This window comes from Arthrobacter sp. alpha11c, assembly GCF_054149985.1.
In genome coordinates, this window is record NZ_CP196747.1 from 3,723,250 (window position 1) to 3,738,055 (window position 14,806).

A 14,806-nucleotide genomic window follows, 5' to 3' on the forward strand; every position below is an offset into this window, starting at 1 on the left:
CTCTCTCACGTCCAGCGGCTTAAAGCCGGATGTTCTCTCACTTTCCTGACGAAAGTGATAGAACATCCGGCTCAGGGGGTTGTTATGTGAGAGAGCGTCTGGGGTTAGCAGGGCGCTTACGCGAGGACGCGGAGCTTGGATCCCTGCCGCGCGAAGAGTGCGTTGTCGGCGGAGAGCTTGCCTGCACCAGCGAGGGCGAGGGCCAGCGCTGCGCCGGCGAAGAGCAGGACCAACTCGTATCCACCGTTGGCGACGAAGACGCCGGCCGGTGCGTGAACCAGGAACAGTGCGCCCAGCATGTCGACGGCCAGGAGGGCTGCGAAGACCCTGGTCAGGAGCCCGACGATCAGGGCGATGCCTCCCACGAGTTCAAGGGTTGCAACCACCGGCGCCACTGCAGAAGCGCCGGGGACGCCCATCTGCGCGAAGGAGGCCTGCGTTCCGGCGATGGTGAATTCGTTGAACTTCTGCCAACCGTGCGCGGCGAAAAGAAAACCTGCAATAACGCGCAGGATGGTCAGGGCTGTGGTGCTGAGACTGGACTTGTTCATATCTTCAACCTTTCCCGAGATAAGTTGAAGAGTCAACTAATTAAGAAGTTCCGTGACTTTTCCCACGTGGCGCTGCTTGTAACCATGGCTGCAGAAGGCGCGTCGTGATCGGCAAGAAGATGTACGTCATCAACGGCGTCAGGATGACGATGTTGAGGAGCACTTGGAACACCAACGGCCAGCTCTGCGTCAAAGGATGCAGCAGGAAATTAGCCAACAGACTGAGCGGGAAGAAAGGCAGGAAGATGCTGATAGCTTGCTTCCAACGAGGCGGCACAACGGTTTCGGGGACGACCACGGACGCGTCGCCGGGCTGTAGAAACCAGCCCTCGATTCCTGTGCGCCGTTCAACGCGTGTGGTTTCCATCATTTCCCGGGCGCTATCAATCCACCATCGCCGCTCCTCGGACTGCTCCCATCCGTGCAGCGTGTCAGCGTCAGCGAAGCGGTAAAGCATGTGCCATTCGTTCGATCCAGCGCCATTCCGGACCCACCCCGACCCCAGATATCCGGGCCACTCGCGTGCCAGTTCCTGGCCGGCATGTGCCCAGGCGTTTGCTTGGCGGGTGTACCCCGGAAGGATGGTGCGGGCAACGGAAACTGTAACGGGATGCTTGTGTGACACGGCCCCAAATTTACCCGCCCCCAACCGGACTAGGCTTGTTTAGTGCCTCAAACCACAACCATCACCACTCGTTCCAATGCCCGCGAGATTCTGCGTTTGGCAGTACCCGCGTTCGGCGCGCTCATAGCCGAGCCGCTGTTCCTGCTGGCCGACTCCGCAATCGTTGGCCACCTTGGCGTCGATCAGCTCGCCGGTGTTGGTCTGGCATCCACGATCATGCATACCGCTGTGGGACTTATGGTCTTCCTGGCATATTCGACGACGCCGGCAGTCGCCCGCGCGATCGGTGACGGTAAGTTGGCGAAAGCTTTGGCAGCAGGGCGCGACGGCGTGTGGCTGGCTTTGGTGCTGGGCATTTCGCTCGCTGTGGTTGGCTTCGTCGCTGCCGAACCTCTCGTAGGCCTGATGGGCGCCACCGGCGATGTGCGTGGGTTCGCGGTCGATTATCTGCGCTGGTCGATGCCCGGACTCGCCGCAATGCTCCTGATCTTCGCAGGTACCGGCGTGCTCCGTGGTCTTCAGGACACCCGGACTCCTCTGGTGGTTGCCACTGCAGGTTTTGCACTGAACATCGGGCTGAACTGGTTCCTCGTGTACGGCTTGCACCTCTCCGTTGCTGGTTCGGCGATCGGGACCAGCATTGCCCAATGGGCCATGGCCGCCGTGTATCTGGTGATGGTCGGGCGAAATGCACGGCAACACGACGTGTCCTTCAAGCCCGATTGGCACGGTATCCGGGCCATGACCAAAGTTGGCTCGTGGCTGATGCTGCGCACGCTCAGCCTCCGCCTCGCCATCCTCGCCACGGTCCTCGTGGTCACAGCCCAGGGCGCAGTGAACCTCGCCGCGCACCAGTTGGCGATGACCATTTTCTCCTTCCTCGCCTTCGCTTTGGACGCCCTCGCGATCGCGGCGCAGGCCTTGATCGGCAAGGAATTGGGTGCGCGAAATGCTGGCCGCGTCCGGGAACTCACGCGGACCATGATCCGGTGGGGTCTCGGTTTTGGAGTGGTCACGGGGCTGTTGCTGGCGTTGGTTGCTCCTTGGGCCGGCTACCTCTTCACCTCTGATGCCGGTGTCCGGGAGGCTCTGACCCTGGCGCTCTGGGTCCTCGCCGTCGGTCAGCCGTTGGCGGGCTACGTTTTTGTCCTCGACGGGGTCCTCATCGGTGCTGGCGACGCGCGCTATCTGGCGATTGCCGGCGTCGTAAATCTTGCGGTCTATGTGCCGCTGCTGGCGGCCGTCCACGTCATCAGGCCCGACGGCGCGGCGGGGCTGGTGTGGTTGTGGGTCGTCTTTGCGCTGGGCTACATGCTGGCCCGCGGGGTCACTTTGGGGTTGCGTGCGCGGACCGATAAATGGATGGTGCTGGGTTCGCACTAAACTGGACGCGTGACTCTCCCAGCGAATTCTGCCCAGACACCGTCTGCCTCCGTGGCCGAGCTCTGGAAACCCGTGCTGATCCGCGCTGCGGTTGCCTTGGTGTTTGGCCTGGTTACGATCTTCTGGGGATCGCCTTCCGTGCAGGTCCTCGCGTGGGCTATCGGCCTGTATCTGCTGGGGACAGCGGGCGCTTTGTGGATGTCCCGCGTTCTGCCTACGGCCGTTCCGGTGGTCGCCGCAGTAGGGGGTGTGGCGGCTTTGATCACTCAGTCCGATGCCGGCGTCGCACTTTCCGCCACCGCAGCGCTGCTGGTGCTTGGCGTTTTTGAACTGGTCCACAGCCTGCGGAATCGCGACTCGTTGACCCGTGACTGGATTGTTTCCGGCGTTATCGCTGTGGGTACTGCGGTGGCGTTGCCGTTCTTCATTTCGCTCGGGGCGCACGCACTTTTGGGGGTTGCTGGTGGCGGTGCGATCCTTTCCGGAGTGTTGTGGATGCTCTCCGGACTCACCCTCCGGCATGACGCTCAGTCGGGGACCCAGGCCACTGCGCCGGGTGCTTCCCCCGAGGCCGTAAACTAGTAGCTGGACGTTCTACTCGCTGTAGAACTTTTGCAACCGGCGGGGAGCCGAACAGGCCCGCCATCATTGGAGGAATGACCGTGGCAGACCAGACACCAAGAGAGCCGCGCAACATGCGGACCTCGGTCAAGGGACCCCTCATGTTCTCCGCGTTCTTCGCAGTACTGGCCTTTGTTGCGGTGCTGATCTTTGCCTCGGGCGGCAGCGCACGCGCTCCCCGGTTCGACCTCGCCTTCACCGGCGCCGGTATCGCGTTCATCGTGAGCCTCGTGGTGGCTGCGATGCTTTCCATGAGCCACAAGGAAAACGCCGAGCACCTGGGCAAGGGCTCCGGCGTCAATCTCAGTTCCAAGCGCCCCGGGCATGGCGGCACATCAGCGCCCGGTCCGGCTGCTGACGAGCCGGAAACGCCCGACGGCGGCCACTAACCTTCCGGCGCTTCCTCGCTTCGGTGGGGAGGCGCTTTTTTGAGGGGCGGGTGCCCTTTAACGTCCCGGCCTGCTGACGCGCATATCCGCGACCGCCACGGAAACGCGTGCGCGCCACGAATATTCGTCTGCGCCACCTCAATCCGGGTGGCACTCGTCCGTTTATTGGGCGCCGCGGAATTTGCGTGGCGTGGGTGGGACGCGCTTGGATCTTCGGGGAAAGCCAGCGTTTACCGCGAGGAACGTCAGGAGCAAGAATCCGCTCATGAGCAAGCCTGCGTCCGGCAGGACGACGTCGTAAGTGAATCCGTCGATCTCACCCACCTGACGCTCAGGCTTGTTGTAGCCCCAAACCAGAAGTAGGGCGCCCGCCACAGCGAGAACGATATACGTGGCCCAATTTCCCACCCACCAAAGGCTCAGTCGATGATTAAGGCGTAGGGGAAGACCCAGGGCCACGGCGAGGCCCATTGCAAAAATGGGCCCAATCATCAAAAAAAGAAGAGATCCCAGGAACTCATATGTAGGGCTGGCCGACATCATGACGACGAGCCACATTGCGCCCAGGAATGGGTACGCGATGGCCAACTGACTAACGGGGGCCATGTCCGGCCAGTCCGGTGGCCGAACCCAGGCGGTATGAGGTTGCCTGTGTGCCTGAAATCGCCGATCCTGGTTTGGTTGTTCCCCCATGTCAGCCATTATGCAGGGTTCTTACTCACCCTCGGCAGCTTTCTCGGGATATGCACTATTCGGGGTTGTGCGGCGACGCCACCGAAGAGGCAGTGCCGCGTTGACCAAGAGGAACGCTAGGAGGAACCACCCAACGCAAGGCAGACCCAGCACGATAACGGCAACGATGGCCAAAGTTGGAATTATCACGCCGCCCAACAGAAACCCGACGATCCCCGCCAAACCGTCATAATCGCTGGTTAAGGACATTTGGATCATGACCCAAGTGGGGGCCAATAGTGCGAACGCAATTCCCAACTGACCGAAATTTGTCATGCCCGCTGTCCCATACCGCTCTCTGGGGAGGGCGGCGAGCGTTAACGGCGGTGGGGTCGGCCCTGGTACCTGGTACTGCGAGCTCGCGTCCTGAAATCGAGACTGCAGGGTAACCGGGTAATGCGGCGGCCGTGCCTTGATGCTGCTTTCGTTATCGCTACTTGGTGTCCCCATCCTGCAATTATGCAGGCCTCTTACTCGCCCTCAGCCGCTTTCCTTGCCCGATAGGCCGCGACGTGGGCTCGGTTGGCGCAGTTGCCTGTGTCGCAATAGAGCTTGGAGCGGTTCCGGCTGAGGTCAAGGACCACGGCGTCGCAATCGTCGGCGGCGCACACGCGCATGCGATCCATTTCCTGGCTGCGGATCACGTCAATGATTGCCATGGCGGCTTCTGTGCCCATGCGATCTGCCAAGGGCGCTTCCGGGGTTGTGGCGTGCAGATGCCAGTCCCAGTGATCGTGCTTGACGAGCTGGGGGAGAGCCTTGGCGTCAACCAGCAGTTTGTTTACAGTCTTTGCGGCCGTGTCCTCATCGGCGGACCAGAGTGATGCCAGTTCACTCCGGAGGCGCTTGATGCTGCGCAATTCAGCTTCGTCATGAGTCCTCGAACCGGAAAATTCTTCGGCCTGCAGAAACGCGTCGAGATCCTCCACGGAGGTCAGGGAATCCTCGCCGTTGGCTGCCGTGTTGACGAGATTGACGACGCTGCGGAGTGCAATCTCGGTGTCAGGCGCAAAATGCACTTTGACTCCTTACATGTTTCGGGAGTACTGTCATGACCATAAGCCCACTTTACTCCTGACAGGAGGCTGCTGTGTCAGCTACAAAGACGAAGGTTGATGCAAAAGGCTTCCTGGCCTCGGGACTCGGCATCGCTCTGATTTCTTCCGCGGTTTTCGGAACCTCCGGCTCGTTCGCCAAATCCATGCTGGAAACCGGCTGGTCACCCGGGGCGGCTGTTGCCGTACGACTCACCGGTGCCGCGCTGATCCTGGCGATTCCCGGCGTCGTAGTTCTTCGCGGCCGCTGGCACCAACTCAAGGACAACTGGCTGACCATCCTGCTGTTCGGGCTCATCGGCGTGGCCGGCTGCCAGCTGTTCTACTTCAATGCGGTGGCCCGCTTGTCCGTGGGTGTCGCACTGCTGCTCGAATATCTGGCTCCGGTGATGATCGTGCTGTGGCTTTGGATTGCCAGCCGCCGCCGTCCCCGGGCCCTCACCGCTGCCGGCGCACTGCTTTCGCTGGGCGGGCTGGTCCTTGTCCTGGACCTGACCGGTGCTGTGAAGGTGGACTTCATCGGCGTCCTCTGGGGCATGGCTGCCGCAGTGTGCCTGGTGATCTACTTCTTCATCACAGCCAAGGAAAATGACACCCTTCCTCCACTGGTGCTCGCCTCGGGTGGGCTTCTGGTTGGCGCGCTGGTCATGTGGCTGGCGGGTGCCTTGGGGTTGATTCCCATGACTTTCAGTACCGCTGATACCACCCTCGGCCCATGGACAATACCGTGGTGGGTCTCGGCTGTGGGGCTTGTTATTCTCGCGACCGTCCTCGCCTACGTTTCCGGGATCATGGCGGCGCGCAGCCTGGGGTCCAAAGTGGCGTCTTTCGTCTCCCTGACAGAGGTGCTGTTCGCCGTAATCTGGGCGTGGCTGCTGTTGGGCGAGCTGCCGGGTCCCATCCAGTTGCTGGGCGGACTTCTGATTGTGGGCGGTGTGGTCCTGGTCCGTGTGGACGAATTGCGAGGCGACCGTAAGGCGGCCCGGACCGCTGAAGAGGCGGCTCGCGCCAGGGTTCTGGACCACGCGAACGACGTCGAACCTGTCCCCTCGGGGCCTGTCGCCAAGGTCCAGCGGGACTAGGGGCGGCGGCGCCCGGGTTTGTTCGCAGCACTCGCCGTACAACGGCAGGGGAGGCGAACAACGGCAAGTTTCGATCGTAGACAAGCGAAAACCCCGGACGCCTTTTGCGTCCGGGGTTTTCCCAACTGTCTTAGTTGGAAGCCTGCTGCTGCTGCTCAGCGTTCTTCTGAGCGCGGTCGCCGGCTTCGCGAAGGGCGTCGGCAACCTTCTTCAGGTTGGAAGCGTGCTGGCTGTCCCACTCGCCGCGGAACTTGTCAGCGTCCGGGCCCTTCCAGTCGGTGCCGTCAAGGGCACCCTTCAGCTGTGAACGCTGCTGCTCGATGTTCTCGGCACCAGCCTTCAGCTTGTTACCGAGCTGACGAAGCTGATCAACATCTGCACCCCAAATAGCCATGAGATTCTCCTTCATTTGTTCGGACCCGAGCTCTTCGGCATCCCCAGCGGCCTCCGGCTCATCCGGAAGATCCAATAGCTAAAACCTATCGCGGGATTCCAAAAAGCGTCGATGGGCACCCCTCCCCATGCAGCCCTGCCCATAGTTAGCATGGGGTTATGTGCCGGAATATCAGGACTCTCCATAACTTCGAACCACACGCCACGTCGGCAGAAGTGGAGGCCGCCGCGCTGCAATATGTGCGCAAGATCAGCGGTTCCACCAAACCTTCCAAGGCCAACGAGGAAGCTTTCGCTGAGGCCGTCCACGAGATCGCCCACATCACGCAGCACTTACTGGATTCGTTGGTGAGTCACGCCCCGGCGAAGAACCGTGATGAGGAAGCCGCCAAGGCAAAGGCCCGGGCTGCTGTCCGCTTCGGGACGGCTTAGGGCCGAACCCTGCAACCTGAGGAGCAGCACATGACGTTCCGGGAGTCCGGAACGTCATGTGCTGCTACGTAGTTGGTGCTACTTCCCGAACGAGCGCAGCCGCAGGGAGTTTGCCACAACAAGCACTGAGCTCGCTGCCATCGCTGCACCCGCGATCATCGGGTTCAGCAGTCCAAGAGCTGCAACTGGGATACCGATCGCGTTGTAGAAGAATGCCCAGAACAGATTGGTCTTGATAGTGGAGAGCGTCTTGCGGGAGAGCTCAATGGCCTGGACGAGCTGACCCAGATCGCTGCCCATTACCGTAAGGTCCGAGGCTTCGATCGCGACATCCGTGCCCGATCCCATTGCAATGCCCAGATCGGACTGTGCCAACGCGGCGGCGTCATTCACGCCGTCGCCGGCCATGGCCACAGTTGCGCCGGAAGCCTGAAGCTTGCGCACTGCGTCGACTTTGCCTTCGGGCAGGACACCAGCGAACACGTCGTCAGGTGAAATCCCGACGGCGGAAGCTACTTGGGCGGCCACGGCAGCGTTATCACCCGTCAGGAGCATCGGACGGATACCCAGGTCCTTCAGCCGCTGGATCGCAGCAGCCGAGCCGGGCTTGATGGTATCGCTCAGGCTGACGATTCCCGCGACTTGACCGTCCACAGCCACCCAAATTGCCGTTGCACCGCTGTTCTCCTGAGCTGCGAGTTCGTCCCGCTGGCTGGAATCGAGGGCAATGCCGTTCTTCTCAAGCCAGCCCGAGCGCCCAACGACAACAGTTTTTGCGGTGCCGTCCAACGCCACGGTTCCCCGGACTCCGCCGCCAGGAGCGGAACTGAAGTCTTCCACACCCGGAAAAGTACCGGCGTCGGGCATTGCTTCCTTGGCCGCTGCGGCAATCGCATGGGCGATAGGGTGCTCCGATGCTGACTCAACCGCACCGGCAAGGGTCAGAACTGCTGCCGGTGAGTGGCCGTTGAGGGCGACCGTATGGTCCACGGCCAGCTTTCCGCTGGTCACGGTGCCGGTCTTGTCCAACAGGATGGTGTCCACGTGGCGGGTGTCCTCAAGCACCTGCGGGCCCTTGATAAGGATGCCCAGCTGGGCGCCGCGGCCCGTTCCGGTCAGCAGGCCCACAGGAGTTGCGAGGCCCAAAGCGCAAGGGCAAGCGATCACGAGGACAGCAACCGCAGCCGTAAACGCCGCGTTGAGGTCGCCGGAGAAGAACAGCCACAACAGGAACGTCACCAGCGCAAGCACCAGCACAATCGGCACGAACACCGCGCTGATCCTGTCCGCCAGACGTGCGATCGGCGCTTTTCCGGTCTGCGCCTGGCTGACCAAACGGCCCATCTGCGCGAGGGTGGTGTCGGACCCAACCCGTGTAGCCCGTACCAACAGGCGGCCAGAGGTATTGATAGTGGCGCCTGTGACCTGACTGCCCGGACCTACCTCGACCGGAACAGATTCGCCGGTAACGAGAGAAGCGTCGACGGCGGACGCTCCGTCAACGACCACACCATCCGTCGCGATCTTCTCACCAGGGCGGACCACAATGACGTCATCTACCAGGAGTTCTTCAGCACGTATTTTCTGCTCCCGGCCGTCCACCAAAATCGTGGCATCCTTGGCGCCCAGATTCAGCAGGGCTTTCAAAGCGTCGCCGGCCTTTGCTTTCGCATTTGCTTCCAAGTACCGGCCCAAAAGCAGGAAGGTTGTGACAACAGCGGCGACCTCGAAATACAGCCCACCACCGGACATGCTTTCCATGCCGGGGTGCTCAGTCATCCGGGGATCCGCGAACAACTGCCACGCCGAGTAGAGGTAGGCCGCGATCACCCCAATGGAAACGAGCGTGTCCATGGTGGATGCGAAATGCCGCGCGTTGATCGCCGCGGCCCTATGGAACGGCCACGCAGCCCAGCTGACCACCGGCAGCGCCAGTGCACCCACAATCCAGCCCCAATTTGTGAACTGCAGGGCAGGCACCATCGAGATTGCAAAGACGGGCACGGTCAGTATGGCTGCCGTGATCAGGCGTGGGCGGAGTGTTGACGCGGCTGGGCCGTGGGACATGTGATCTGTGTGGTCGGCGTGATTCTCGTGGTCGGTGGGTGCGGAACCGCCGGCGCCGTGCTCTGCATGCTCGCTCGTGCCTCGCTTAGACGCATGCTGCCGCACGCCTCCGGCGGTTCCGCCGTGGGCGTGGCCGCTACCGCCGGGCACAGTCAATGTTGTTGTCTGTTCCGGCGTCATCGCGCCGTGATGGGTGGACGTATTTTGGTGGCCCTCGTGGGCCGAGTGGTCATTCGTGATCTCGGTGGCGGTGTGTGGGTGATGACCGCGCGCGCCGGGGATGGTGGGTTCGCGTCCGACGGAGTTCGCGCTGTAATCGTGGTGTTGGCGGGTGTGGGGGGCCGGGGGTTGGCGGACTTTGGCTTTGTAGCCTGTGGCGTTGACGGTATCGACGATTTGCTGGTCCGTTACTGTGGCCGGCACCGTCACGTGGGCTGATTCCAAGGGGAGATTGACGCTGGCTTCAACGCCTTCAAGCTTGCCGAGCTTCCGCTCAACCCGATTGACGCACGAGGCGCAGGTCATGCCCTCTATGTCCAGTTCGATGACCCGGGTTTCGGGCTGATTGAAGATCTCTTGGTTACTCAAGAGGACTCCTACGCTTCGTTGGCTACCACCAAGTAGCCGGCTTCTGCAACGGCTTCGCCTATTTCTGACGGCGCGAGCTCGCTGGTGGATGTGATGGTTACGGTGGACAGTCCGCCGGGGTTGAGGTCAACGGAGACCTCTTCCACGCCGTTAAGTGCTTCGAGTTCCTCGCTCACGCTTGAAACACAGTGGCCGCAGGTCATGCCGGAAACGTTGACGTTTGTCTGGATGGTCTGGCTCATGATGCGCTCCTTTGTAGTGAGTTGAATGGTGTGGTGTGTGGTGGCGGAGTTACCGCAGCAGGCGCCCGATGGCATCGGTTGCCTCCTTCACTTTGGCGTCGATCTGTTCGGCGCGGGCTTCTGGATTGGGCTCGGAGGCGGCGCCAACCACACAGTGGCCGATGTGCTCCTCGACGAGTCCAAGGCTGACGGCGTGCAGCGCCTTGGTGGCAGCAGCTACTTGCGTGAGGATGTCGATGCAGTACTTGTCCTCTTCCACCATGCGCGCGATGCCGCGGACCTGCCCCTCAATGCGTTTCAGGCGGCGCAGGTATGCATCCTTGTTGCTGGTGTAACCGTGCGGTGCGGCGTGCTCCAGATCGACTTCGATGATCGGGAAGTCACCGCCCGGTTGACTAATACTCAGGTCTGCATTGCTCATGCTTCGAATGTATACCCCTTGGGGGTATCAAATCAAGTACCCCCTGGGGGTATCTTCTTGTCGGAGAGGCTATGTCCAAGAACTGGGTGTGGCAGCCACTCTGTCCACAAAGTCCAGAACGGCCGAATGTGCTGGGTTGATCAGAGGGCCTCCCGGCACCAGCACGGACTCTGTAAAGGGCAGCGCACCAGACAGCCGCGCGGTGATAAGCCGGAGGACATGCGGAGAATCTTCGGCGGACAGGATGAGCGTTTGCCGCCGAATGCCGGCAAGGTCGTCCTCATTCAACTCCAGAGGGGAATCACTGAGGTCGAGTCCCCGGCCACGAATTTCCGCCAGGACTGCCGGGCTATGAGCCCCCCGGTGCTGCGGCCGATGACCACGGCGGGTCCTGCGTGAAGTGCGGCAAGGAGGGCCGCGGCGTCGTCGACGTGCTGGATAAGGTCCAAGGTGGCCGGAGGCGGGGCGAGCGCGCGTGACCGCCGTGAAGAACGTCAGCCTGTTGCGTTACAGGATGGCGGTCATGCTGTTCCAGCCCTGCCCAATTCGTACAGTGGGAAGCCACGCCCCGCCGCTCGCACTGGGATACAGGAAGAGTGCGCCGCTGCTGTCGCGGGCCACAATGTCCGGACGGCCGTCGCCGCTGAGGTCTCCTGGGGCGACGATCGAGGTCATGGCGTTCCATCCCTGTCCTACCTGCTTGCGGCTCCCCAGCCAGCCTCCCGTCCCATCGCCGCTATAAAGCCACAGGACCCCGGAGCCGTCGCGGGCGAGGACATCGGGCGTACCGTTGCTATCGAAATCACCAGGGCCAACGATCGCCGTCAGGGCGTTCCATCCTGCTCCCAGGTTGGTTCGAGGAAGCCAATCACCGCGGCCGTCACCCGGGTAGAGCCAGAGGATTCCCGACGCGTCCCGCGCCAAAATGTCCGCCGTGCCGTCCCCGTTGAAGTCGCCGGGCGTCACGATGGCGGATATGGTATTCCAGCCTGAGCCGACGTGTACACGGGGCAACCAGCCGCCCGTCCCGTTTCCGGGATACATCCACAAATGGCCAGCGTCATCGCGGGCCAGGACGTCCGGTTTCTTGTCGCCGCTGAAATCGCCAGGACTTACCACGGCGGTCATGGAGTTCCACGCGGACCCCACCTGTGTGCGGGGTTGCCAACCAGCCGCGCCGTTTCCGGGGTAGAGCCACAGCAAACCTGAAGTGTCCCGGGCGAGGAGGTCCGTTTTCCGATCTCCACTAAAGTCATTCTTCAGCGGGGACGGAATGTTCCCGTCAATGACAGCCACGGTGCCGGACCATTTGGCGACGTAGATTCTGTTAGTGGTCTCGTTAACCGCAAGGGCGGTTCCGGACTTCATAAATAGCGTGGACAAGGCAAAAGTTGTGCCATCGACGACTGTGACGCCGAGATAGCTCCCACCGAGGTATACCTTGTTGGTCTTGCCGTTGACCGCTATTTTCTCTGGCGTTTCCCCTGTCCTGATATCAATGGGACCGCCACCTTCACCGCCGAAAATGGACAGGACCGCAGTCCGTGATGACAGCGTGCCGTCCCCGAGTAATGTGCGCCCCAGGTAGATCCTGTTGTTCGTCTCATCGACAGTAAGTCCAGCCGGGCTCGAGTTCAGATCCGAGTAGACGCCTTGGACTTGGTTTGTGGCCCCGTCCAGGACTTCGAGCTCCGTGTAATTGCGAACATGCGAGGCAATGTAGACCTTGTTGGTGACCTGATTAACAGCCATGTTGGTCGCCCAAGCAATGCTGGAGCCCATATCGATTTGAGTCACGCTGTTTGTGGAACCATTGATAACTTTTACGCCACCGGCAAAGACATAAATGCGGTTCGTGGCCTGGTTGAGGGCCACCTGGGACACCCAGCCAGTGTTGATGGTGGTGCTGGCATTTGTGTTTCCATCGATTACAGAGAGGCCGGCCCGGGTACCGACGTAGATCTTGTTCGTGGTTTGGTTGACGGCGATGGCTTGGGGATCGGGACCAACGGAGACTTGGGTCGCGGTATGCGTACTTCCATCAATGACTGCAACTGTTCCGCTCGCTTCGCCGCCTTTGTTGCTCACGTAGACCTTGTTCGTGGCGATATTGAGGGCCAGGTCCCCCGGGACCCCACCTGTCTTCACCTTGGCGGTGGCTTGAGTGCTCCCATTGATGATGGTTAGTCCGTCATTCGTTGTGACGTACACGGTGTTGGTGACAGGGTTGACGACAATGTCGCTGGCGCCCTCGCCAACGTTAATGTTGTTCACCACGACGTCGGCCCGCACCGGAGTGCCCGGCATCGCGGAAAGTAGCAGGGATAGCGAGGCGGCGGCCGAAAGCACAGCTGCCCATCGGCGTCGTGGTTTCTCCGAAATGCTATGAAAAGGCAGACCTGAATTACCGGCAACAGTTCCCACTGAAATCCCCCCAAAATGCCACAGACGTCCCCGCGTCGTGGGCTGGAGTCTACCCCGAGGGCGCCGGGAAAGGGAGGCTCAGCGTAGTGTTTGCTTTGGCGGAACGAGAATCTCCGCTGAATCCGCTCTTGATAACGGAGGACACGTGAAAACGCCACCGGCCACCATAAGACTCGATCCTGCCGCCTATTTTCGCGCCAAGCTGCAGTGCGAGATCGACGTCGTGGAAGTGGCAGACTCGGAGCCGGGCTCCCTGGTTGTGGTGGACACACGCCGGCAGTCCTCATGGGATCACGGGCATATTCCCGGCGCGGTACATATTCCGACTGCGCAGATTCCGGCGTTGGCTGCTGACCTGATCCCGGCGGCTTCAAACGTGGTGGTCTACTCGTGGGGTCCGGGCTGCAACGGCAGCACCTTCGCGGCGCTGGCATTCGCCGAACTGGGATATTCCGTGAAGGAATTGATCGGCGGAATCGAGTACTGGATCCGGAACGGCCTCCCGGTTGAGACAGCTTCCGGAGTCAGCTCGCAGAAGCCCGATCCGCTGGTAACAGCTCACGCGTGATGTCTCTGGAAGTTGGGTGAAATCGTGGCCGTTTTCGTTCTGATTCATGGTGGCGGTTCCACGGCATGGGACTGGCATCTGGTCAGGCCCCTGCTAGAGGCCTCGGGGCACGGCGTCGTCGCGGTTGACTTGCCCATCGAGGACGCCGCTGCAGGGCTTGAGAATTACGTGCAGGAAGTGACAGCAGCGGTGGGCGATGCTCAGCACACCATCGTGGTTGGCCACTCGCTGGGGGGCTTTACGGCACCCTTGGTTTGCGACGCGCTCCACTCCGAAGGTCTTGTGTATTTGGCAGGAATGATCCCACTGCCGGGCGAGACGTTCGGCGACTGGTGGATCAACACGGGACACAACCGCGAGACCATAGACCCCGACCCCCAGGAAGCCTTCTTCAACGACGTCCCTGAAGACCTGGCGGCTCAGGCCCGCGACAGGGAGCGCGATCAGCAAGGTGCATGGATGGCCGGGCCTTGGCCTGGTCGGCATCCGGCGGTCCCTACCATGGCAATCCTGTGCCGTGAGGACCGGTTCTTTCCGGCTTCATTCATGAGACGCCAAGTACAGCAGCGGCTTGGAATCGAACCGGTGGAAATCCCAGGTGGTCACTACGCGGCCTTGAGCCATCCGGAAGCTGTGGCCGCGGTGTTGATCGATTTCGCCCAAAAGATCGCCCGGACCTCGGCCCAGTGAAGTGAGAGGGTCCTCGGGCGTCAGGCTTTCTTCAGTTCCTGGGCGAGCATTACGAGGATTCCGCTGGGGCCGCGGAGGTATGTGAGCTTGTAGACATCGCCGTAGGTCGCCACGCCGCGAAGCGGATGGAATCCGTGCTTTGCAGCTACCTCGAGGGCCTTATCGATATCGTCGACCGAAAAGGCCACGCGGTGCATGCCAATGTCGTTGGGGCGAGTCGGCTTCGATTCGATCGCTTCCGGGTGGATGTATTCGAAGAGCTCAAGGCGACCCTGACCGTCCGGCGTTTGTAGCATCGCGATCTTGGCATGGTTTCCGTCAAGTCCTACGGCAATGTCTGCCCACTCGCCGCTGATCGTGTCACGGCCGATGACTGTAAGACCAAGATCGGTGAAAAAGGCGATTGCTTCTTCGATGTCGCGAACAGCGATACCCACGTTCTCAAATTTGATGGCCATGCGTTGAAAGCTACCAAGGCTCAGCGATTAGCTCCAGCGGCGAGGTGCCGTAGTGACTTGCACAAACCGAAACGGTACGCGTCGA

18 protein-coding genes are annotated in these 14,806 nt (G+C 61.3%); 7 read left to right on the forward strand and 11 right to left on the reverse strand.

Annotation, left to right across the window (positions count from 1 at the left end):
- Positions 1-116: 116 nt before the first annotated feature.
- The gene (locus tag ACTAQJ_RS17225; protein ID WP_498697908.1) at positions 117-551 is read right to left on the reverse strand and encodes a DoxX family protein; all 435 of its coding nucleotides are present in this window, start codon (positions 549-551) and stop codon (positions 117-119) included.
- Between the two features lie 40 nt (positions 552-591).
- Positions 592-1,176: an antibiotic biosynthesis monooxygenase gene (locus ACTAQJ_RS17230; RefSeq protein WP_498697909.1), complete on the reverse strand. Its 585-nt coding sequence runs from the start codon at positions 1,174-1,176 to the stop codon at positions 592-594.
- Positions 1,177-1,218: 42 nt separating this feature from the next.
- On the opposite strand from ACTAQJ_RS17230, the gene ACTAQJ_RS17235 reads away from it, so the two are divergent.
- The 3 genes from ACTAQJ_RS17235 to ACTAQJ_RS17245 all read left to right on the forward strand — a co-directional run bounded on the left by ACTAQJ_RS17235 (position 1,219) and on the right by ACTAQJ_RS17245 (position 3,569).
- Complete coding sequence (locus ACTAQJ_RS17235) at positions 1,219-2,559, forward strand: MATE family efflux transporter (RefSeq protein WP_498697910.1); 1,341 nt, start codon at positions 1,219-1,221, stop codon at positions 2,557-2,559.
- A gap of 9 nt (positions 2,560-2,568) precedes the next feature.
- The gene (locus ACTAQJ_RS17240) at positions 2,569-3,141 is read left to right on the forward strand and encodes a DUF308 domain-containing protein (protein ID WP_498697912.1); all 573 of its coding nucleotides are present in this window, start codon (positions 2,569-2,571) and stop codon (positions 3,139-3,141) included.
- Positions 3,142-3,215: 74 nt separating this feature from the next.
- A complete protein-coding gene (locus tag ACTAQJ_RS17245) occupies positions 3,216-3,569 on the forward strand; it encodes a hypothetical protein (RefSeq protein WP_498697913.1) in 354 nt (117 codons plus the stop codon).
- 162 nt (positions 3,570-3,731) lie between these two features.
- Here the strand turns inward: ACTAQJ_RS17245 and ACTAQJ_RS17250 are convergent, their stop codons facing one another.
- Positions 3,732-4,175: a hypothetical protein gene (locus ACTAQJ_RS17250; RefSeq protein ID WP_498697915.1), complete on the reverse strand. Its 444-nt coding sequence runs from the start codon at positions 4,173-4,175 to the stop codon at positions 3,732-3,734.
- 596 nt (positions 4,176-4,771) lie between these two features.
- Complete coding sequence (locus tag ACTAQJ_RS17255; RefSeq protein WP_431117280.1) at positions 4,772-5,320, reverse strand: CGNR zinc finger domain-containing protein; 549 nt, start codon at positions 5,318-5,320, stop codon at positions 4,772-4,774.
- Positions 5,321-5,391: 71 nt separating this feature from the next.
- Between ACTAQJ_RS17255 and ACTAQJ_RS17260 the strand changes: the two genes are divergently transcribed.
- Positions 5,392-6,438 (forward strand): EamA family transporter, encoded by a 1,047-nt coding sequence (locus tag ACTAQJ_RS17260; RefSeq protein ID WP_498697920.1) that lies wholly within the window; start codon positions 5,392-5,394, stop codon positions 6,436-6,438.
- 130 nt (positions 6,439-6,568) lie between these two features.
- Here ACTAQJ_RS17260 and ACTAQJ_RS17265 read toward each other — a convergent pair whose 3' ends face one another.
- Entirely contained in the window at positions 6,569-6,832 is a 264-nt protein-coding gene (locus tag ACTAQJ_RS17265) for a WXG100 family type VII secretion target (protein WP_011776688.1), read from the reverse strand.
- A gap of 158 nt (positions 6,833-6,990) precedes the next feature.
- Between ACTAQJ_RS17265 and ACTAQJ_RS17270 the strand changes: the two genes are divergently transcribed.
- Positions 6,991-7,263, forward strand: a complete 273-nt coding sequence (locus ACTAQJ_RS17270) for a DUF2277 domain-containing protein (protein WP_216924537.1) — start codon at positions 6,991-6,993, stop codon at positions 7,261-7,263.
- Between the two features lie 78 nt (positions 7,264-7,341).
- Here the strand turns inward: ACTAQJ_RS17270 and ACTAQJ_RS17275 are convergent, their stop codons facing one another.
- The 5 genes from ACTAQJ_RS17275 to ACTAQJ_RS17295 all read right to left on the reverse strand — a co-directional run bounded on the left by ACTAQJ_RS17275 (position 7,342) and on the right by ACTAQJ_RS17295 (position 12,930).
- The gene (locus ACTAQJ_RS17275; RefSeq protein ID WP_498697921.1) at positions 7,342-9,918 is read right to left on the reverse strand and encodes a heavy metal translocating P-type ATPase; all 2,577 of its coding nucleotides are present in this window, start codon (positions 9,916-9,918) and stop codon (positions 7,342-7,344) included.
- Between the two features lie 8 nt (positions 9,919-9,926).
- Positions 9,927-10,160 carry a heavy-metal-associated domain-containing protein gene (locus tag ACTAQJ_RS17280; protein ID WP_431117277.1) on the reverse strand — a complete coding sequence of 78 codons (234 nt, stop codon included), beginning with the start codon at positions 10,158-10,160 and terminating at the stop codon, positions 9,927-9,929.
- Positions 10,161-10,209: 49 nt separating this feature from the next.
- Positions 10,210-10,581 carry a metal-sensitive transcriptional regulator gene (locus ACTAQJ_RS17285; protein ID WP_431117276.1) on the reverse strand — a complete coding sequence of 124 codons (372 nt, stop codon included), beginning with the start codon at positions 10,579-10,581 and terminating at the stop codon, positions 10,210-10,212.
- 284 nt (positions 10,582-10,865) lie between these two features.
- Positions 10,866-11,030: a hypothetical protein gene (locus tag ACTAQJ_RS17290; protein WP_498697925.1), complete on the reverse strand. Its 165-nt coding sequence runs from the start codon at positions 11,028-11,030 to the stop codon at positions 10,866-10,868.
- Positions 11,031-11,088: 58 nt separating this feature from the next.
- Complete coding sequence (locus ACTAQJ_RS17295; RefSeq protein WP_498697927.1) at positions 11,089-12,930, reverse strand: FG-GAP-like repeat-containing protein; 1,842 nt, start codon at positions 12,928-12,930, stop codon at positions 11,089-11,091.
- Between the two features lie 220 nt (positions 12,931-13,150).
- Between ACTAQJ_RS17295 and ACTAQJ_RS17300 the strand changes: the two genes are divergently transcribed.
- Both ACTAQJ_RS17300 and ACTAQJ_RS17305 read left to right on the forward strand, forming a co-directional pair.
- Positions 13,151-13,573 (forward strand): rhodanese-like domain-containing protein, encoded by a 423-nt coding sequence (locus ACTAQJ_RS17300; RefSeq protein WP_498697929.1) that lies wholly within the window; start codon positions 13,151-13,153, stop codon positions 13,571-13,573.
- A 24-nt stretch (positions 13,574-13,597) separates the two neighbouring features.
- Positions 13,598-14,263 (forward strand): alpha/beta fold hydrolase, encoded by a 666-nt coding sequence (locus ACTAQJ_RS17305; RefSeq protein ID WP_498697930.1) that lies wholly within the window; start codon positions 13,598-13,600, stop codon positions 14,261-14,263.
- 20 nt (positions 14,264-14,283) lie between these two features.
- On the opposite strand, the gene ACTAQJ_RS17310 is transcribed toward ACTAQJ_RS17305, so the two are convergent.
- The gene (locus tag ACTAQJ_RS17310; protein ID WP_498697932.1) at positions 14,284-14,721 is read right to left on the reverse strand and encodes a VOC family protein; all 438 of its coding nucleotides are present in this window, start codon (positions 14,719-14,721) and stop codon (positions 14,284-14,286) included.
- Positions 14,722-14,806: the final 85 nt, after the last annotated feature.